Annotated in this window: 22 protein-coding genes; all 22 read left to right on the top strand. The window is 29.6% G+C overall.

Features of this window, described 5'->3' with window-relative positions; translation table 11 throughout:
• Positions 1-9 precede the first annotated feature (9 nt).
• Entirely contained in the window at positions 10-441 is a 432-nt protein-coding gene (locus K8M07_RS01115; protein ID WP_223375950.1) for a chemotaxis protein CheW, read from the top strand.
• Positions 442-453: 12 nt separating this feature from the next.
• Positions 454-1,056 carry a chemotaxis protein CheC gene (locus K8M07_RS01110; RefSeq protein ID WP_223375949.1) on the top strand — a complete coding sequence of 201 codons (603 nt, stop codon included), beginning with the start codon at positions 454-456 and terminating at the stop codon, positions 1,054-1,056.
• A 1-nt stretch (position 1,057) separates the two neighbouring features.
• Complete coding sequence (locus K8M07_RS01105; protein WP_223375948.1) at positions 1,058-1,540, top strand: chemotaxis protein CheD; 483 nt, start codon at positions 1,058-1,060, stop codon at positions 1,538-1,540.
• 21 nt (positions 1,541-1,561) lie between these two features.
• Positions 1,562-2,302, top strand: a complete 741-nt coding sequence (locus K8M07_RS01100) for a FliA/WhiG family RNA polymerase sigma factor (protein WP_223375947.1) — start codon at positions 1,562-1,564, stop codon at positions 2,300-2,302.
• 21 nt (positions 2,303-2,323) lie between these two features.
• The gene (locus tag K8M07_RS01095; protein ID WP_223375946.1) at positions 2,324-3,715 is read left to right on the top strand and encodes a DUF342 domain-containing protein; all 1,392 of its coding nucleotides are present in this window, start codon (positions 2,324-2,326) and stop codon (positions 3,713-3,715) included.
• Positions 3,716-3,719: 4 nt separating this feature from the next.
• On the top strand, positions 3,720-4,028 hold the full coding sequence (locus tag K8M07_RS01090) for a hypothetical protein (RefSeq protein ID WP_223375945.1): 309 nt from the start codon (positions 3,720-3,722) through the stop codon (positions 4,026-4,028).
• 12 nt (positions 4,029-4,040) lie between these two features.
• Complete coding sequence (locus K8M07_RS01085) at positions 4,041-4,499, top strand: hypothetical protein (protein ID WP_223375944.1); 459 nt, start codon at positions 4,041-4,043, stop codon at positions 4,497-4,499.
• 153 nt (positions 4,500-4,652) lie between these two features.
• Positions 4,653-5,390, top strand: a complete 738-nt coding sequence (gene rpsB, locus K8M07_RS01080; RefSeq protein ID WP_223375943.1) for a 30S ribosomal protein S2 — start codon at positions 4,653-4,655, stop codon at positions 5,388-5,390.
• A gap of 75 nt (positions 5,391-5,465) precedes the next feature.
• On the top strand, positions 5,466-6,116 hold the full coding sequence (tsf, locus tag K8M07_RS01075; protein ID WP_223375942.1) for a translation elongation factor Ts: 651 nt from the start codon (positions 5,466-5,468) through the stop codon (positions 6,114-6,116).
• 72 nt (positions 6,117-6,188) lie between these two features.
• On the top strand, positions 6,189-6,905 hold the full coding sequence (gene pyrH / locus K8M07_RS01070) for a UMP kinase (RefSeq protein WP_223375941.1): 717 nt from the start codon (positions 6,189-6,191) through the stop codon (positions 6,903-6,905).
• A 5-nt stretch (positions 6,906-6,910) separates the two neighbouring features.
• A complete protein-coding gene (frr, locus tag K8M07_RS01065; protein WP_223375940.1) occupies positions 6,911-7,468 on the top strand; it encodes a ribosome recycling factor in 558 nt (185 codons plus the stop codon).
• 48 nt (positions 7,469-7,516) lie between these two features.
• On the top strand, positions 7,517-8,260 hold the full coding sequence (locus K8M07_RS01060; protein ID WP_223375939.1) for an isoprenyl transferase: 744 nt from the start codon (positions 7,517-7,519) through the stop codon (positions 8,258-8,260).
• Positions 8,261-9,037, top strand: coding sequence for a phosphatidate cytidylyltransferase (locus K8M07_RS01055; protein WP_223375938.1), 777 nt, complete (start codon positions 8,261-8,263; stop codon positions 9,035-9,037).
• Between the two features lie 22 nt (positions 9,038-9,059).
• On the top strand, positions 9,060-10,073 hold the full coding sequence (gene rseP / locus K8M07_RS01050) for an RIP metalloprotease RseP (RefSeq protein ID WP_223375937.1): 1,014 nt from the start codon (positions 9,060-9,062) through the stop codon (positions 10,071-10,073).
• Positions 10,074-10,077: 4 nt separating this feature from the next.
• Positions 10,078-11,127 carry a flavodoxin-dependent (E)-4-hydroxy-3-methylbut-2-enyl-diphosphate synthase gene (gene ispG, locus K8M07_RS01045; RefSeq protein ID WP_223375936.1) on the top strand — a complete coding sequence of 350 codons (1,050 nt, stop codon included), beginning with the start codon at positions 10,078-10,080 and terminating at the stop codon, positions 11,125-11,127.
• Positions 11,128-11,187: 60 nt separating this feature from the next.
• A complete protein-coding gene (locus tag K8M07_RS01040; protein WP_223375935.1) occupies positions 11,188-15,471 on the top strand; it encodes a PolC-type DNA polymerase III in 4,284 nt (1,427 codons plus the stop codon).
• Positions 15,472-15,646: 175 nt separating this feature from the next.
• A complete protein-coding gene (gene rimP / locus K8M07_RS01035) occupies positions 15,647-16,108 on the top strand; it encodes a ribosome maturation factor RimP (protein ID WP_223375934.1) in 462 nt (153 codons plus the stop codon).
• 16 nt (positions 16,109-16,124) lie between these two features.
• Positions 16,125-17,189: a transcription termination factor NusA gene (gene nusA, locus K8M07_RS01030; protein ID WP_223376287.1), complete on the top strand. Its 1,065-nt coding sequence runs from the start codon at positions 16,125-16,127 to the stop codon at positions 17,187-17,189.
• 21 nt (positions 17,190-17,210) lie between these two features.
• Positions 17,211-17,480 (top strand): RNase P modulator RnpM, encoded by a 270-nt coding sequence (gene rnpM, locus K8M07_RS01025; protein ID WP_317845462.1) that lies wholly within the window; start codon positions 17,211-17,213, stop codon positions 17,478-17,480.
• 45 nt (positions 17,481-17,525) lie between these two features.
• A complete protein-coding gene (gene infB / locus K8M07_RS01020) occupies positions 17,526-19,559 on the top strand; it encodes a translation initiation factor IF-2 (protein WP_223375933.1) in 2,034 nt (677 codons plus the stop codon).
• 14 nt (positions 19,560-19,573) lie between these two features.
• On the top strand, positions 19,574-19,975 hold the full coding sequence (gene rbfA / locus K8M07_RS01015) for a 30S ribosome-binding factor RbfA (RefSeq protein WP_223375932.1): 402 nt from the start codon (positions 19,574-19,576) through the stop codon (positions 19,973-19,975).
• Positions 19,944-20,918, top strand: a complete 975-nt coding sequence (locus tag K8M07_RS01010; RefSeq protein ID WP_223375931.1) for a DHH family phosphoesterase — start codon at positions 19,944-19,946, stop codon at positions 20,916-20,918. The genes rbfA and K8M07_RS01010 overlap by 32 nt, the downstream gene beginning before the upstream one ends.
• Positions 20,919-20,920 lie beyond the last annotated feature (2 nt).

The raw sequence follows: 20,920 nt of genomic DNA, 5'->3' as shown, positions 1-20,920 counted from the left end.
AGGGATAATATGGTTTCTAGCACTACAACAAAATATGTAACTTTTAAATTAGATAAAGAATTTTACGGTATACCTATAGAAAATGTCTTATCTATTGAGAAAACGAGCAAAACAACACGAATTCCAAATTCACCGGATTATATCCATGGATTGCTAAATTTAAGAGGTAATGTAATTCCAATAATTGACCTAAGAAAAAAGTTAGGGATGAATAAAAATAACATAGATAAAAATTCAAGAATAATCGTAATAAACGAAAATGAAATTATTGCAGGATTGATGGTTGATTCATCTTCAGAGGTTTTAGAAATTGATACTAATAATATAGACAAGCCTCCTAAAGCTGATGGTAATAACTTCATGGAATATATTAAAGGTATTGGCAAGACATCTGACAAATTGCTTATTCTATTGGATCTGATAAAAATATTAGAACATTAAGGAGCAAAAATTATGGATTCTGAAAACTTTAATAGTACCATATTAGATGTACTAAAGGAAATAGGTAATATAGGTTCTGGTAATGCAGCTACAGCTTTGGCAAATATGTTATCTAAAAGGGTAAATATGAATGTTCCAAAGGTTAAAATTATCGAATTTAAAGATGTACCTATGATAGTAGGAGGAGAAGAAAAACTTGTAGTTGGCATATATCTAAATCTTAGAGATGATGTTAAAGGCAATATCTTATTCTTGTTAGATATGGAATCTGCCATTAATTTAGTTAATTTATTACTTAATAAGAAAGTTAAAGAATTAGATGATATTTCAATTTCAGCTCTATCTGAAGTTGGAAATATTGTAGCATCTTCTTACGTCAACTCGTTGAGCGCATTAACTGGATTAAAAGTAAAAATATCAGTTCCATCTCTAGCTATAGATATGGCTGGTGCAATTTTATCCGTTCCAGCAATACAATTTGGTCTTATATCTGATCATGTGCTACTTATTGAGACTATTTTTAAAGAAGGGGAGAATTTTGTTAAAGGAAAATTATTTTTATTACCAGATATTGATTCTTACAAAAAAATATTATCAAATTTAGGGGTATTATAGTATGGATATGATTAAAGTTGGAATGGCAGATTTGAAAGTAGTAAAGGCTCCTAAAATGTTAACAACGCTTGGGTTAGGTTCCTGTGTAGGAATAGCTTTATATGACAAAATTAATAAGATTGCTGGGCTGGTTCATATTATGTTACCTTCTTCAGATGAAATCAAGAAAAATCAAAACAAAGCGAAGTTTGCTGACACTGGAGTAATATTACTTGTTGAAAATATGATAAAAGAGGGAGCCGATAAAACGAATCTTACTGCTAAGGTTGTAGGTGGTTCTCAAATGTTTTCCTTTAAAAAAAATAATAGTATATTAAAAATAGGAGAAAGAAATGTTTTGGCTACAAAGAAAAAATTACAAGAATTAAATATTCAAATTGTCTCTGAAGATACTGGTGGAAACTATGGTAGAACAATACAATTAAATACGAAGGACGGATCATTATTAGTAAAGACAATTGGACATGGAACTAAGATTATTTAGTTTCCATGGGGAGGTAGCACTATGAACACAGATGAACTTTGGAAAAAATATGAACAATCTAAAGATATATCCATAAAACAATTACTTATAGAAGAATATGTTTGGTTAGTTAAAATAGTTGCTGGCAGAATGTATAATTATTATGGAAGCAAAATTGAATATGATGATTTAGTTGGATTTGGGATAATGGGATTAATAGATAGCATTCAACGTTTTGATGTAAATAAAAATATTAAATTTGAGACATACGCACAGATAAGGATTAAGGGAACTATTATCGATAATATAAGAAGATTGGATTGGATACCTAGATCATTAAGAAAAAAATCCAAGGAGATTCAAAATGCAATGATAAAATTAAAAAACGAACTAGGAAGAAACCCATCAAACAAAGAGCTAGCTGAATATTCGCATATGTCATTAAAAGAACTTGAGGAAACCCTTGCCGATATAGTTAATTTTAATGTTGCTTCGCTAGAAGATTTACTTGTAAATAACGGAGAACATTATGTTTACAATGATAGGAATAGAGATACACCTGAGAATATCTTTGAAAAAAAGGAGATTAAAGAAATTTTAGGCAGAACTATTGATGAATTACCTGAAAATCAAAAAAAAGTAATATCTTTATATTATTATGAAGAATTGACTTATAAGGAAATCGGAAATATTATGGAATTATCAGAATCTAGGATTTCTCAAATACATAGTAAAGCAATTTTAAATATAAAAAACAAGCTTTTAAAACTAGGTATTTACTAAATTGATTTAAGGGGGTATAATATGCATAAAATTTTTTCAAATCTATTAGTAGAGACTTCTAAGGATGGATTAAAAGGATATATTACTTTGCTTGACAATGAAGATGAAAATAAAATTACAGAAGAGAAAAATATTGGACAGATTATTGAAGAGGTAAAGAATATATTTAAGGTCGGAGTTGATGAGGGGAAATTAAAAGATCTGCTATTAAACGAATACTATAACGACAAAACTTGTATTGCCAGAGGGGAATTGCCTATAAATGGTAAAGATGGTTATATAAAGTATAATTTTGACTTAGAAAAAAAAATTAAACCAAAGATATTAGAGGATGGAACTGTAGATTATAGAGAATTAGATATTATAAATAATGTTGCTAAAGGCGATGTATTAGCTGAATTAGTACCTCCAAAAGAAGGTAAGCCTGGCTTGAAGGTAACAGGCGATACGATATCATATAGGAAAGGGAAATATCCTAAATTTAAATATGGAAAGAATGTTAAACTTTTAGATAATAAATTAGCTTTAGTAGCTGAAAAGGATGGTCTTGTAACTTTAACAAATGGAAAAATAAAAGTCTTAGATGTCTATGAAGTTAAAAATGTTGATAATAATGTTGGAAATATATATTTTGACGGAACTGTTATAGTTAAAGGTAATGTTTTAAATGGTTTTCAAATCAAAGCTAATGGTGATGTAAATGTAAAAGGTGTCATTGAAGGATCTTATATTGAAAATACTGGAGATATTGTAATTAAAAAAGGAATTCAAGGATATAACAAGTTAGTCATTAGGACAAAAGGAAATATTACAACTAGATTCATTGAAAATGCGATAATAAATTCTCAAAAAAATATTGTGGCTGAGGCGATTATGCATAGTGAAATATCCTGTAGAGGGAGTATAAATGTTATTGGTAAAAGAGGATTAATAGTAGGAGGAGTTTGTAAAGCTAAAAAAGAGATAAAGGCAAAGACTATAGGTTCCACTATGGCTACTTTAACAATATTAGAAGTTGGTATAGATCCACAAATTAAATCAAGAAATGAAGAGTTAATTGATAGAATTGATGAACTTGAAAAAAATATGAATAAAATCATTAAATCTCTAAATTTATTAGGTAGACTAAAAAAAGCAGGTAAATTGGATGAAGATAAGAAAAATGTATATGCAAAACTCGTTAAAACCAGGGATAATATGATGATAAAGTTAAAAGATTTAAAAAGGGAGCAAGAAACTATAAAAGAAAGCATTGAAAATGTTTCTAAAGGTAGGATTAAAGTTTCAGATACTATACATCCTGGAGTAAAAATAATTATAGGAAATAGGAGCATGTCAATTAGAGATGAGATGAAAAGATGTACTTTTTATTTAGATGAAGGTGAAATTAAAGTGGGTCCATACCAGGAGTGATGATATGTCAATTAAACCTATAGACTATACAAATTTAATTTCAAAATCGTTAGAAATTGCAAAGATAAAACAATCAGAAAATAATAAGATTAGCACTCAAATTGAACATGGAATAATTCAGCAGGAAAAACAAATTAATAAGAATTTCAAGAAAGTACGAGATACAAATAAAGGAGAACAAAAAATTATAGATAGAAATAAAAAAGATAAGGAAAAAGATAAAAGGGATAATAAGAAGAATGGAAATAAAAATAAGGAGAATGTTGATGAAGATGTAGATAAAATAGGAAATACTATAGATATAAAGATTTAAGTAGGTGTGTATATGATAAATATTTTATTAAATATTATTGGATTATTATGTATTGTGATTTCTTTATATTATATTAATAGAGTTACTAAAAGGGAAAGCAATCTTTATGATGAAATGGTATCTATATATAAAGATATTAGATACTATTCTAATACAATAGAGGACACAATGAGAAGTTTTAATGATTTAATTGATGTTAGTTTAAATAAAGTTGAAAATTTACAAGATATTTATTTACAGGAAAAGAAACAAATTAAAGTTGATGAAACTATGCAGAGTAATAAAAATAAGATAGATTCTCTAAGTATAAAACTAAAAGATTCAAATAAAATAGAAATGCCAAACAAGGAGATATTTGATAAAGCTGTACAATTGAAAGAAAATGGATTATCAAATAAAGAAATTGCTCAAAAATTAAATAAAGGTATTAGGGAAGTGGAAATAATATTAAAAATGATGAAAAACATTTAATTATATTAAACTAAAAATATTGATTAAAGGTTATGTATATGGTATACTACTAAAGTGATTACACACATATCCTGATATTTAAGGGTGTGCCTTAAAAAAGGTTCTTTGAATAAATGAGGGATATGGAGGAATAAAACATGGAGGTGAATTAATATGTCAGTTGTTACAATGAAATCTTTATTAGAAGCTGGTGTTCATTTTGGACATCAAACAAGAAGATGGGATCCCAAAATGGCAAAATATATATTTACAGAGAGAAATGGGATTTATATCATCGATTTACAAAAAACTGTTAAGTTGGTTGATGAAGCCTATGACTTCGTTAAAGGAATTTCAGCAGAAGGCGGAGAAGTTCTTTTTGTTGGTACTAAAAAGCAGGCCCAAGAAGCAATTGAAACTCAAGCACAAAGATGTGGAATGCATTATGTGAATCAAAGATGGCTTGGGGGTATGTTAACTAACTACAAGACTATTAGAAAAAGAATTGATAGGCTTCACGAGTTAGGTAAAATGGAAGAGGAAGGAATCTTTGATATATTACCTAAGAAAGAAGTAATACAACTTAAACATGAAAGAGAAAGACTTGAAAAGTTTTTAGGTGGAATTAAAAATATGGATAAAATTCCAGATGCTTTATATGTAGTTGATCCAAGAAAAGAAAAGATAGCTGTAAATGAAGCAAAAATATTGGGAATTCCAGTTATAGCTATTGTTGATACTAACTGTGATCCTGATGAAATAGACTATGTTATTCCAGGAAATGATGATGCTATTAGAGCTGTTAAATTGTTGACAGAAACTATGGCTAATGCTATCCTAGAAGGTAAGCAGGGAGAACAGATGGAAGATATAAAGGATACAGAAGATACAATAGATGTAGTTGAAGATTAACAATAGAAGGTAAGAGTTTAAAAGAAGATACTTCTTTACGCTCTTACCATTTTTAACAATTAGAGGAGGGATAGAATGAGTATAAGTGCTGCACAAGTTAAAGAATTAAGAGAAAAAACTGGGGCAGGTATGTTAAATTGTAAAAAGGCGCTAGAAAAAACTGATGGAGATATAGAAAAGGCTATTGTCTTATTAAGAGAAAAAGGATTGTCACAAGCTGCAAAAAAATCTGGTAGAATAGCTTCAGAAGGCCTAGTGGATTCATATATACATGGAGGTAGAATAGGTGTTTTAATTGAAGTAAATTCTGAAACTGATTTTGTAGCAAAAACTGATGATTTTAAGGAATTTGTTAGGGATATGGCTATGCAGGTTGCAGCTGCAAATCCAAAGTATGTAAGTAAAGAAGATGTACCTAAAAAAGAAGTAGAAGATGAAAAGGAAATACTTAAACATCAAGCGATAAATGAAGGAAAGCCAGAACACATTGCTGAAAAAATAGTAGAAGGAAGATTAGGGAAATTCTATGAACAGGTATGTTTATTAGAACAATCTTATATTAAAGATTCTAATGTTAAAGTAAAAGATTTACTAAATGAAAAAATTGCTAAAATAGGTGAAAATATAAAAATTAGAAGATTTATTAGATATGAAGTCGGAGAAGGATTAGAAAAGAAAGATGAGAATTTTGCTGAGGAAGTAGCAAAGCAAATGAATATGGAATAAAATGGGGAACACTGGTTGTTCTCCATTTAAGTAGTAATTAATTTAACATCTTAAATACTAAGGAGGATTCTTATGACGGAACCAATTTATAAAAGAGTGGTTTTAAAGTTAAGTGGTGAAGCTCTAGCAGGAGATAAAGGCCATGGAATAGATATTGGTATGGTCACAAAAATATCGAATGAAGTGAAAAAACTACAACAATTAGGAGTTGAAATTGCTATAGTAGTTGGTGGTGGAAACTTTTGGAGGGGTAGATCTACTGAGGACATGGATAGAGCAACTTCTGATTATATGGGTATGTTAGGTACTGTTATTAATGCTCTTGCGTTACAGGATTCATTAGAGAAAATTGATGTTATTACAAGAGTACAAACTGCAATTGAAATGAGGCAAATTGCAGAACCTTATATCAGAAGAAGAGCAATAAGACATTTAGAAAAGGGAAGAGTAGTTATATTTGCAGCTGGTTCCGGGAATCCATATTTTTCAACTGATACGGCTGCAGCTTTAAGAGCTGCGGAAATAGAGGCAGAGGTCATATTGTTGGCTAAAAAAGGAGTGGATGGAGTTTATGACTCTGACCCATATATCAATTCATCTGCTAAAAAGTTTAATACGTTAAGATACATAGATATATTAAATATGGGGTTGGGAATTATGGACTCTACTGCAACTTCTTTATGTATGGATAATAGGATACCATTAATAATATTTGGTATAGATAAACCAAATAATATTGTTGATGTAGTTTTAGGTAAAAAAATAGGAACTTATGTAAAGGAGGAGTAATTATTATGTATTTGGACGTTCATAAGGATTTGGAAAGTAGAATGAAGAAAACAGTAGAAGTTTATAAGGATGAGTTGAAAAGTATTAGGGCAGGTAGAGCAAACCCATCTTTACTTGATCAGATTACTGTTGACTACTATGGTACAATGACCCCTTTAAAACAATTATCTAGTGTTTCTGCTCCAGAGCCAAGATTATTGGTTATTCAACCATGGGATGTTAATACTATTCCGAATATCGAAAAGGCCATACTTAAATCAGACTTGGGGTTGAATCCATCTAATGACGGAAAAATTATAAGACTACCAATCCCATTACTTACTGAAGAGAGAAGAAAAGAATTAGTAAAATTAGTAAGAAAGGATGCAGAAAATGCTAAAATATCAATTAGGCATATAAGAAGAGAAGCTAACGATGAGATAAAAAAAATGGAAAAAAACAAGGAACTAACAGAAGATGATAGGAAAGCTGCAGAAGATGAAACACAAAAGATTACAGATGAATATATAAAAATTATCGATGAATTAACCAATCAAAAAGAGGAAGAATTATTAGAAATATAAAATTCCCCTTCTATATAGAAGGGGTTTTTAATAGTAGGGGGTATTCCTGTGAATACAGATAAGATTTTACAGTTAAAAAAGAAAATAGACTTAAATAGAATTCCTAAACATGTTGCAATTATTATGGATGGTAATGGAAGATGGGCTAAAGAGAGGTTTCTTCCTAGAACATCAGGGCACCAAGAAGGAGTAAAGCGAGTAGTAGATATCGTAGAAGTTGCTACTAAACTTAATATAAAATATCTATCCCTTTATGCTTTTTCGACTGAAAATTGGAAACGTCCTAAAAACGAAATAGAATCATTAATGAAATTATTGGTACAATATCTAAGGGAAAAGTTAGATAAAATATACAAAAATAATATAAAAATTCAAACTATGGGAGATTTATCTAAACTACCTATAATAGTAAGAAAGGAAGTTGAAAAAGCAATTAAAAAAACTATAAATAATTCTGGAATGGTTTTAAATATTGCATTAAACTATGGTGGTAGAGATGAGATAATTTGTGGAATAAAGAAAATTTTAGAAGATGTAAGATTGGGTAAACTAAAAGAAGAAGATATAGATGGTGAAATGTTTTCCAATTATTTATATACACAAAATATGCCAGATCCAGATCTGCTTATTAGACCAAGTGGAGAACTTAGGCTAAGTAATTTTATGCTATACCAAGTAGCATATACAGAATTTTGGTTTTCTGATGTATATTGGCCTGATTTTAAAGAAGAACATCTATATGAAGCTATTATTGATTATCAAAAAAGAAAGAGAAGATTTGGAGGAATTTAGGTGAGATCACTATTTATAAGAGCTATTAGTGGTTTAATAGTAGTAATTTTAACTTTTTTTGTACTTATAACAGGCGGGAGAAATTTGTCTTTTTTCACCTTTTTATTATCCGTAATTGGTCTTAATGAATTTTATAATGCTATAAGTAATAAGGGTATTAAACCGATTAAAATAGTTGGTTTTATTAGTTGTATTGGGTTTTTATTAAATTCATTAGGGGTTGAATGGGCAACTTTATTGTTAATTTTTATTTTTGGAATAATTGGATTGTTACTATCTTGGATTTTAATAAAAGAAACCCATTTAATTGATATAATTGTAACTTTTTTTAGTATTTTTTACATACCTTTTCTAATACAACATATTATATATTTAGATGATACAATTTTTATATGGTTAATTTTTATCTTTGCATGGGGTACTGATACATTTGCATATTTATCGGGAAGTCTATTTGGAAAGCATAAACTTTGTCCTAAATTAAGTCCTAAAAAGACAATTGAGGGATCTATTGGTGGCATATTAGGTGCTGGTATTATAACATTTTTATATGCAAGATATTTTAATCTGTCTCCTGTTGTAACTTTTATATTAATTTCTGTTTTTGGGTCAATCATATCTCAAATTGGAGATTTAGTTGCTTCTAAAATCAAGCGTATAACTGGAATAAAAGATTTTGGTTTTATTATGCCTGGTCATGGAGGAATATTGGATAGATTTGATAGTATATTATTTACAGCTCCTTATGTTTATTATGTAGTTAAGTATTTATTATAGTACTGAATGGATGGTGGTATAAATGATAACGGCAATAGCCGCGATTTTTGTTTTTTTAATGGTAATTTTATTTCATGAATTTGGCCATTTTATAGTTGCAAAAACTGTTGGAATAAAGGTCAATGAATTCTCAATTGGTATGGGACCTAAATTATTTCAAAAAGAAAAAGGAGAAACTAAATATAGTATTAGAATACTTCCTATAGGTGGCTATGTCAGCATGGAAGGAGAAGATGAAAAGTCCAATGATCCAAGAAGCTTTAACAATGCATCGCCTTGGGGGAGAATTGCAGTAGTTGCAGCTGGAGCCATAATGAATTTTATATTAGCTATAGTTGTTTTAACCATAGTTTCATATAATTTAGGTATGCCAACAACTACTGTTTCAGAAGTATTAGAAGGCTCTCCTGCTGAAAATGTAGGTATTCAAAGTGGCGATATTATTGTAAATATTAATAACATACAGATAGAAGATTGGGATTCCATTGTAGAAGAAATTAATACTTCTAACCCTGGAGACAATATGAATGTTGTAGTTTTACGCAATGGAGAAGCTATTGAATATACATTGAAGCCAACTGTTAGTGAAGATAATAGAGTTATTATTGGTATTACACCAACATTTGAAAAATCTTTATCTATAGCTATAATGGGTGGATTTCATAAAACTGGCATTTTCATCAAAGCATTGTTTGATTTTTTTAAGATGCTATTAAGAGGAAAAGTGGGAACAAGTGATTTATCGGGACCAGTTGGAGTGATATATACAATAGGAGAGGCTGCAAAATATGGGTTTATAAATTTACTCAATTTGATGGGATTCATAAGTGTAAATTTAGGTTTTTTTAATCTATTACCCCTGCCAGCATTAGATGGTAGTAGAATCGTTTTTTTATTTATCGAAATTCTTAGAGGTAAACCAATAGCCCCAGAGAAAGAGGGATTTATACATTTTGTTGGCTTTATTCTGTTAATGTTACTGATGGTTACAGTTACTTATTCTGATATTATAAGATTTAATATATTTGGAAGGTGAGTTTATGGAAAGAAGAAAGACTAAGAAAATACTAATTGGAAATGTCCCAATAGGTGGTAATAGTCCTATAACAGTGCAATCTATGACTAATACTATTACTAAAGATGTCGATTCTACAATAAAACAAATCAAAGAATTAGAAGAAGTAGGTTGTCACATAATTAGATCAGCTATAACTGATCTTGAAGATGCTAAAGCTATTAGAGAAATAAAGAGAAATATCAATATACCTTTTATTGCGGATATTCAATATGATTATAAATTAGCTATAGCAGCAGTTGAAAATGGGGCAGATTGTTTAAGGATTAATCCTGGTAATATAGGTACAGAAATCAAGGTAAAGGAAGTTATCAATAGTTGTAAAGAAAGGAAAGTTCCCATAAGAATAGGAGTTAATTCAGGTTCTATAAAAAAAGAATATCTTGAAAAATATAATGGAGTAAATGCAGATTCTATGGTATATAGTGCACTAGAGCAGGTAAGATTAGTAGAAAATTTAAATTATAATGAGATAAAAATTTCTTTAAAGGCAAGTAACGTTCCCCTTACTATAGAAGCATATGAAAAGATGTCAGAAAAGGTTGATTATCCATTACATTTGGGGATAACGGAAGCAGGTCCTGTTTGGAAAGGAACTATAAAATCAGCTGTAGGAATAGGAACTCTTTTATCAATGGGCATTGGAGATACTATCAGAATATCTTTAACTGGAGATCCTATAGAAGAGGTAAAGGTTGGTAGGGAGATATTAAAGTCTTTAGGTTTACTGAATGAGGGAATTGAAATAATTTCTTGTCCTACGTGCGGAAGAACTAAAATTCAGCTTATCAAATTGGTGGAAGAGGCTGAGCAAAAATTGGAGCATATAAATAAACCGTTAAAAGTAGCTATTATGGGATGCCCAGTAAACGGACCAGGAGAAGCAAAAGAGGCTGATATTGGTATTGCTGGTGGACAAGGCGAAGGACTGATATTTAAGAAAGGCAAGATCATAAAGAAAGTAAAAGAGGAACAATTGATTGATGAATTAATTAAGGAAATCAATAATATTTAGTACAATAAAGTAAGCATAGTTAAAGTATCCCAAGATAAACATGGGAGGTAAAATCTAAAAATGACTCAAAAAAAAATACAATTAGATAAGTTACTCAAAAAAAACAACATTGCATTGGACATTAGTGAAAATTCCATATTTATTGATGAAGTTAAATTTAATGATAAGAATAATACCCTCAAAATATTACTTATTTTAGAGGATTTTATTATGGAAGAAGAAATATTAAAGGTTAGAAATATTTTAATGGAAAAGTTCAATGACTTAAACATACTTTTAAAAATCAGATATGATATATCCGGAAATATTGAAAAAATTATTGATAAATATTGGAGAAACATTTTATACTGTATTGAAAATGATATACCGTCTAGTAAATCATGGCTTAAAGATATAGAATATGTTGTAGATAATAATAATTTAATCATATTTCCCAAAAATGAGGGTATGAATTATGCTCTAAAAAGCAATAAAATTGATGAAAAGATTAAAAAGAAAATAAAGGATGAATTTGATAAAAATGTAGTTGTTAATATAGATGATTCTAAAATAATTGATAACGAAGCTAAATTTATTGAGAAAACTTCGGGAGAAGAAAAGCAGATTTGCCTAGATGTTTTAAATACTAATGGAAAAAACAATAATAATAAAAAGAAAAAAAGCAACGGAACTACAAGAGCTAATAAGAATTATGTTTTTAAAAAACAAATTCATGAAGATCCAATTAAAATTAAAGATATTACTTCTAATACTGGTATGGCTGTTATATCAGGAGAAATTTTTCAACTAGAAATTAGGGAAATAAAAGGCAACAAGAAATTAGCGATTTTTAATGTGACTGATTTAACAGGATCCATAACTGTAAAAGTATTCTTAAATAGTAAACAATTTGATGAATTCGAACAAAATATTAAAGATGGAGTGTATGTAAAAGTTGAAGGGGATATCATTTTTGATAATTATTCAAAATATCTCGTTTTAATGCTTAAGTCATTAAATGTATTAGAAAAAGAAGAAAGAATGGATACATCACAAGAAAAACGAGTAGAATTACATCTACACACTCAAATGAGTGCTATGGATGGCATTACAAGTTTTGAGAAGTTTGCTAAAAGAGCAAAGAAATGGGGGCATAAAGCAATAGCGATAACAGATCATGGTGTAGTACAAGGGTTTCCAGAAGCTATGGAATCTGTAAAAAAGTTAGGAATAAAAGTAATATATGGTGTAGAAGGATATTTAGTAAATGATAAAAAACCAATATTAAAAAATTATAAAAAAAAGGAAAGTTACAATAAATTTGTTGTTTTTGACATAGAAACTACTGGACTTTCTCCTATAAATGATATGATAACTGAAATAGGTGCAATAAAAATTGAGAATGGTAAAATAGTAGACAAATTTAGTGAACTAATAAACCCTCAGAGAAAAATTCCAGAAAAAATAGTAAGTTTAACTGGAATTACTGATGACATGGTGAAAGATAAACCAACTATTGAAGATATTTTACCAAGTTTTGAAGAGTTTATCAGGGGTTCAGTTTTAGTAGCACATAATGCATCTTTTGATGTAGGATTTATTAGAAAACAATTTTCCAACTTGAACAGGGAATTAAGCAATGCAGTGTTAGATACGTTAGAATTATCTAGAGCATTGTTTCCACAATTAAAAAGTCATAAGCTTAATATAGTCGCTAAACATTTAAGTGTAAGCTTAAAAAATCATCATAGAGCCATAGATGATGCAAAAGCAACAGCTGAAATTTTCTTAAAATCAATGGATTTAATTAAGAAAAAGGGATTAAATAATTTAAGTGAAATAAATAAGCTTGGTTCACAAAAAAATATTTCTAAAATGAAAGCATACCATATAATTATATTAGTTAAAAATTTAATAGGACTAAAAAATTTATATAAATTAATATCCGAATCACATCTAAATTATTTTTATAGAAAACCTAGAATCCCAAAGTCATTATTAGAAGAACACAGAGAAGGATTGATCATTGGAAGTGCTTGTGAAGCTGGGGAACTATATAAGGCAATTTTAAACAATAAGGAGTTCAATGAAGTAAAAAATATCGTTAATTTTTATGATTACTTAGAAATCCAACCACTAGGAAACAATATGCATTTAATTAGGAATGGATCAGTAAAAGAAAAAGCTGATTTAAAAGCCATTAATAATCGCATTATAAAATTGGGTGAACAATATAATAAGCCTGTTGTTGCAACAGGTGATGTACACTTTTTGGAACCAGAAGATGAAGTCTATAGAAGAATATTGATGAATGGGCAAGGTTTTTCAGATGCAGATTTCCAGGCTCCACTTTTTTTAAAAACTACAGATGAAATGATAGATGAATTTGAATATTTAGGAAGAAAAAAGGCAAAAGAAGTAGTAATTGACAATACTAACTTAATTGCAGATATGATAGAGGAAATAATCCCTATCCCCGAGGGAACATTTCCACCCGTTATAGAAGGGGCTGAAGAAGAGTTAAGAAAGATAACGAATGATAAAGCAATTGAAATATATGGAGATCCTTTACCTGGTATTGTAAAAGAGAGGTTAAACAAAGAGTTGAATTCAATTATAAAAAATGGTTATGCTGTAATGTATATAATAGCGCAGAAGTTGGTTTCTAAGTCATTGGAAGATGGATACTTAGTTGGTTCTAGGGGATCTGTAGGATCTTCTTTTGTTGCAACTATGAGTGGGATTACAGAAGTAAATCCTCTAGTTCCTCATTATGTATGCCCGAATTGTAAATATAACGAATTTATAGAAGATGGCTCTATAGGGTCTGGAGCAGATTTACCTGATAAAAACTGTCCGGAGTGCGGACAAAAATTAATTAAAGATGGCCATGATATCCCTTTTGAAGTATTTTTAGGTTTTGAAGGTGATAAAGAACCTGATATCGATTTAAATTTTGCTGGTGAATATCAGCCTAATGCTCATAAATATACAGAAGAATTGTTTGGAGAAGGCTATGTATTTAGAGCTGGAACAATAGGAACTATTGCTGATAAAACTGCATATGGTTTTGTAAAAAAATATCATGAGGAAAAAGGAATAAGCGTTCATCCTGCTGAAGTAAATAGACTTGTACAAGGATGTACTGGGATTAAACGAACATCAGGACAACATCCTGGAGGGGTAATGATAGTTCCTAAAAATAAGGATATACATGATTTTTCACCGATACAATTTCCAGCTGATGATAAAAAATCAGGCGTTATAACAACGCATTTTGATTATCATTCTATTAGTGGTAGAATATTAAAGTTGGACATTTTAGGACATGATGTGCCGACAATTATAAAAATGTTGGAGGATATAACTAAAATAGATCCTAGCAAAATTCCTTTAGATGATAAAAAAACTCTAAAGCTATTCACTAGTGTAGAGCCTTTAAATTTAATTGATAAAGAATTAAATTTAGAAATAGGCTCATTAGGCATTCCTGAATTCGGAACTAAATTTGTAAGACAAATGTTATTAGATACAAAACCAACTACTTTTGCAGAACTAGTTAGGATTAGTGGTTTGTCTCATGGTACTGATGTGTGGATAAATAATGCACAAAACTTAGTGAAAACTAAGGTTGCTCCATTGAGTCAAGTTATATCGACTAGAGACGATATTATGCTTTATTTAATTCATGCTGGTCTTGATAAAAAGAAAGCATTTAAAATAATGGAGAATGTTAGAAAGGGCAGAGGACTAACTGAAGAAGATAAAGAGTATATGAGAAGTTTTAATGTACCTGAATGGTATATAGAATCATGTGAAAAGATAAAATATATGTTCCCAAAGGCACATGCTGTTGCTTATGTGATGATGTCCTTTAGAATTGCATATTTTAAGGTTTATTATCCTGAAGCTTTTTATGCAACATATTTTACAACTAAGGCACAAGATTTTGATGCTCATTTAGTATTAAAAGGAAAGAATGCAGTAAATAAAAAAATCAAAGAGTTAGAAAATTTATCTAATAATATGAAGGCTAAAGAGAAAAACCTGTTAACAGTATTAGAAGTGGTTCAGGAAATGTATGGCCGGGGTTTTAATTTTGAGAAGGTAGATTTGTATAAATCTGATAGTGATAAATTTCTTATAGGCGAAAATGGAATTATACCACCTCTTAAGAGCTTAGAAGGGGTTGGCGAAACTGCAGCTAGAAATATAGTAAAAGGACGAGGCGAAGGAAAGTTTCTTTCTGTAGAGGATTTAATTAATAAAACTAAGGTCAGTAAGACAGTAATAGAAGCGTTAAAAGAACACGGGTGTCTTAATAATTTACCTGAAAGAAATCAAATTAGTCTTTTTAATATTTGATTTTTTAAAGTAATGTGATATAATTATATTGGTTAAGTTATATGGACAATAAAAGGTTGATGTGCTTAGGAGAGTGGGCTGACCCCACTCTCATTTATTTAATTTATTGAAAAATATAAAAGTATATTTATTTTAGTATTACAAAAACTAGACATAATCTTTTGGAGGTGATACTATGAGTAAAAATAATATAATCAAAACCATTAAAGAACATTGTGAACCAATAATTGAAGATCTTGGATATGATTTAGTTGATTTAGAGTTTATTAAAGAAAATAATGATGATTTCCTTAGATTTTACATTGGAAAATTAGGAGGAATAACTATTGATGATTGCCAAAGAGTGAGTGAAGTATTAGGAGAAGAATTAGATAAATTAGATCTTATCCAGGAAAGCTATTATTTAGAAGTTTCATCTCCTGGCTTAGATAGACCATTAAAAACATCCAATGATTTAAAAAGAAACATAGGTAAAGAAATAGAGATAAGTCTATATAAGAGCATAGACGATAAAAAGCAATATATTGGAAAGCTATTAGATTATACTGATGATTATATTAAAATAGAAGAAGGTTCAGGAGAAAAAGAAATTGAGAGAAAGTTCATTTCAAATATTAAAAAGGCGGTTAAATTTTAAGGGAGGGTTTTAGTTGATGAATGCAGAGTTTATTGGTGCCCTTGAAGAAATAGAAAAAGGGAAAGGGATTTCTAAAGAAATCATTTTTGAAGCTTTAGAATCTGCACTAATTTCAAGTTATAAGAAAAATTTTGGTTCATCTCAAAATGTTGAAGTCGAAATAGATAGGAACACTGGCAAAGTAAATGTATTTGCTAAAAAAATTGTTGTAAGCGAAGTAAAGGATAATCTGTTAGAAATAGATATAGAAGAAGCTAAAAAAATTGATGAAAAATATCAAATAGGCGATACTGTAATTATCGAAGTTACACCCAAAAATTTTGGTAGAATTGCAGCACAAACAGCTAAGCAAGTTGTAATTCAAAGAATTAAAGATGCGGAAAGAGATGTAATATTTGAAGAATTTATAAGTAGAGAGAATGAAATAATTACAGGGATGGTACAGAGAATCAGCAAAAATAATGCTTATATTGATTTAGGAAAAGCTGAAGGAATTTTACCTCCAGCTGAACAAATTGAAGGAGAAATATATCATCAAGGAGATAGAATAAAATTATATATACTAGAAGTTAAGAAGACTTCAAAAGGGCCACAAATAATTCTTTCTAGATCTCATCCAGGCCTAGTAAAGAGATTGTTTGAATTAGAGGTCCCTGAGATACATGAAGGCATAGTAGACATTTATTCTATATCAAGAGAAGCAGGGTCGAGAACAAAAATTGCCGTATATTCAAAAGATCCAAATGTAGAGCCAGTTGGTGCTTGTGTTGGATTTAAAGGTAGTAGGGTAAAAGCAATAGTAGAAGAATTGAATGGTGAAAAAATAGATATCATAGTTTGGAACAAAAATATTGATGAATTTATAGCAAATAGTTTAAGTCCATCAAATGTAGTAGATGTTTTAATTGATGAAAAAAACAAATCTGCTCTAGTAATAGTACCAGATTATCAACTATCTTTAGCTATTGGAAAAGGAGGTCAAAACGCAAGATTGGCTGCAAAATTGACTAACTGGAAAATAGATATAAAAAGTGAAAGTCAGTATAAAGAGAGTCAAAATGATGAAGATATAATATCTTAGTAAAGATGGGGTGATAATAAATTGAAAAAAAAGAGAATACCAATGAGAAAATGTGTAGAATGTAATGAGAATAGACCAAAGAAAGAACTGATTAGGATGGTGAAAAACAAAGAAGGAATTTTAGATGTTGATTTGACTGGCAAAATGAACGGCAGAGGCGCTTATATTTGCCCAAAGATGGAATGCTTAGATAAAGTTAAAAAGAGCAAAAGATTATCTAAAGCATTGGAGGTTGAAATAACTGATGACATATATGATAAACTATATTCTATAATTGAATCTAAACAGTAATATTGAATGGTATTATCACCTGTAAAAATATTGGGGGTGCATAGTTTGGTTAAGACAAGAGTGTATGAATTGGCTAAAGAGCTAAAAATAACAAGTAAAGAGCTTATTGAAAAAATTAAAGACTTAGATTTTGATGTTAAAAGTCATATGAGTAGTTTAGAAAAAGAAGAAGTGGAAATTATAAAAGAATTAATTAAGGATGAAAGAAAAGCAAAAATCAATAAAAATCCTAATCATGTAAAAAATAAAAAATCAGATGATAACTCAAAAAACTTAAATAATTCAAAACAAGATACAAAAAATACAAAATCAAACAATAAAGAAGAAAGAATAATAGAAATAGGAGATACGGTAGTTGTAAAAGATCTTTCTGATAAAATGAAAATTAATCCAACACAATTGATTACTAAATTAATTGGATTAGGTGTTATGGTTAGTCAAAATGAATCAATTGATTTTGATACTGCTTCAATTATTGGAGATGAATTTGGCTTTACAATTAAAAAAATGGAATTGGAAGATGATAAAGAAATTGATGATGAATTTGATTTAGATTTTGAAGATGATATTAAAGATTTACAACCTAGATCACCTGTGGTTACAGTAATGGGTCATGTTGATCATGGCAAAACTTCTCTATTAGATGCTATTAGAAAAACTACAGTGACAGAGCAAGAAGCTGGGGGAATAACTCAGCATATAGGCGCATCGGTTGTAGATGTTGATGGAGGAAAAATAGTATTTTTGGATACACCTGGTCATGAAGCATTTACATCTATGAGAGCTCGAGGTACTCAGGTTACAGATATAGCTGTTTTAGTAGTAGCAGCTGATGATGGAGTAATGCCTCAAACGATAGAGGCTATTAATCACGCTAAAGCAGCCAAGGTGCCAATTATTGTTGCAATAAATAAAATGGATAAACCAGATGCAAATGTTGATAGAATAAAACAAGAGTTAGTTGAACAAGGTCTTATACCTGAAGGATGGGGCGGAGATACTATAACTGTACCTGTTTCTGCTTTAAAAAAAGAGGGTATAGATGAATTATTAGAAATGATTCTTCTAGTTGCCGAAATGCAAGAATTGAAGGCAAGTCCTAATAGAAATGCTGTAGGGACCGTTATAGAAGCTGAACTTGATAGGGGAAAAGGACCAATTGCTACTATACTAGTGCAAAAAGGTACGTTAAAAATTGGAGATATGGTTGTTTGTGGTAGTACTAGTGGCAGAGTTAGGGCTATGTTTAACGATAGAGGAAAAAACATCAAGAAGGCAGGTCCATCTATTCCAGTTATGATTTTAGGGTTATCTGATGTACCTTTATCAGGAGACAAACTTTATTCAGTTAAAGATGAAAAAACTGCTAGAAATTATGCTGATAAAAAGAAGGAGCAGATTAGAGAAGAGCAATTAAAAACTACTCATAAAGTATCTTTAGATGATTTATTTGATAGAATACAATTAGGTGAAATAAAGGAATTAAATATTATAATAAAAACAGATGTTAGAGGTACAATAGATGCTATTAGACAATCTATTGAAAAGTTAGAAAATGAAGAAGTAAAAGTTAATATTATACATGGCGGTGTAGGCGGAATAACAGACGGCGATGTAATGCTTGCATCTGCTTCAAATGCTATAATCATTGGATTTAATGTAAGACCTACTCTTAATGCACAAGAGATGGCAAAACTTGAAAAAGTAGATATTAGAACTTATAGGGTCATATATGAAGCTATAGATGATATAAAATTAGCGATAAAAGGTATGTTAGAACCTAAATATGTTGAAGAAACTATAGGTAGAGCTGAGATTAGAGCTACATTTAAAGTTCCAAACACTGGAACAGTAGCTGGTATATATGTCCAACAAGGGAAAATCACTAGAAATAGTGGTGTAAGGCTACTACGGGATAATGTGGTAATATTTGAAGGAAAGATATTATCTTTAAAGAGATTTAAAGATGATGTAAAGGAGATAACATCTGGATACGAAGGGGGACTAGGTCTAGAAAATTTTAATGACATTAAAGAAGGGGATATAATTGAAGCATATATTATGAAAGAAGTAGAATAAGAGGTGTAACTTTTATGAAAAAGAAGAGAGTAAATAGAATATCAGAAGAAGTTAAGAGAGTTGTTTCAGAATTATTGCAGAAGGGAATAAAAGACCCAAGGATAAATAGTATGACTAGTGTTACAAGAGTAGAAGTTACAAATGACTTAAGTTATGCAAATATATATGTTAGCGTTTTAGGGAATGAAAAAGCAAAAGAAGATACCTTAGAAGGTTTAAAAAGTGCAAAGGGATTTATTAGGAGAGAAATTGGCAATAGAATAGATTTAAGGCATGCGCCAGAGCCTATATTTAAGTTAGATGAGTCTATAGAGCATAGTTTATACATTTCAAAATTGATTGAAAAGGTTAAAAAGGAAGATCATCAAAAAAGAGGAGATAGAGATGGAAAATCAATTGAAGAAATTGATGAATGATGCAATTCAAATGATAAATAAATACAATAATATATATATTTGTTCTCATGTTCAACCAGATGGAGATAATATTGGCTCAACCTTAGCATTGGCTATGGCTATAAAGAAATTAAAAAAAAATGTAAGCATAATTAAGGTAGATGATATTCCTTCAGATTATATATTTTTACCTCATATAGATATGTTTGAAGAGCAAGAATATAATGATTCAGTAGATTTATTTATTTCATTAGATAGTAGTGATTTAATTCGATTAGGTGCAGGGAAGAAATTTGCTTTAAAGGCCAAGAATATTATTAATATTGATCATCATATAACCAATGAAAACTTTGGAGATATTAATATTGTATCTCCATCATCTGGTTCAACAGGAGAAATTGTTTATAGGTTTATTAAAGATATGAAAGTTGATATAGATAAAGATATGGCTACATGTTTATATACTGCTATTAGCACTGATACCGGTAGATTTATGTATAGTAATACTACTTATGAAACTCATTTAATTGCATCAGAACTATTGAAAATAGGTATTGATATTAATAATATAAATATAAATCTATATCAAAGTAGAACTATTGAACGAACAAGATTATTTCTTGAGGCTTTAAACAACTTAGAATTGATATCAGAAAATAGAATTGCGTTAGTTGCTGTTACTCAAGATATGTTACAAAATTGTAATGCTAAAATGGAAGATACAGAAGGTATAGTTTCGTTTATTAGAAATATTGATTCTATAGAAGTAGCATGTATGTTAAAAGAAATGAGTAAAGAAGAAGTTAAAGTCAGTTTGCGAAGTAAGAAACATGTTGATGTATCAAAAATATCTATTAAATTTGGTGGTGGAGGGCATGCTAAAGCAGCTGGATGTACTTTATATGAAAATATAGAGACTGCAAAGGATATGTTATTAAATGAAATATCATTAAGCTTTAGGTGATC

Origin of the sequence: Schnuerera sp. xch1 (assembly GCF_019931165.1) — a bacterium.
Taxonomy (GTDB): Bacteria; Bacillota; Clostridia; order Tissierellales; family Tepidimicrobiaceae; genus JAIOUP01.
The sequence above is the reverse complement of the archived record's forward strand: the minus strand, read 5'-3'. Positions and strand labels throughout refer to the sequence as shown.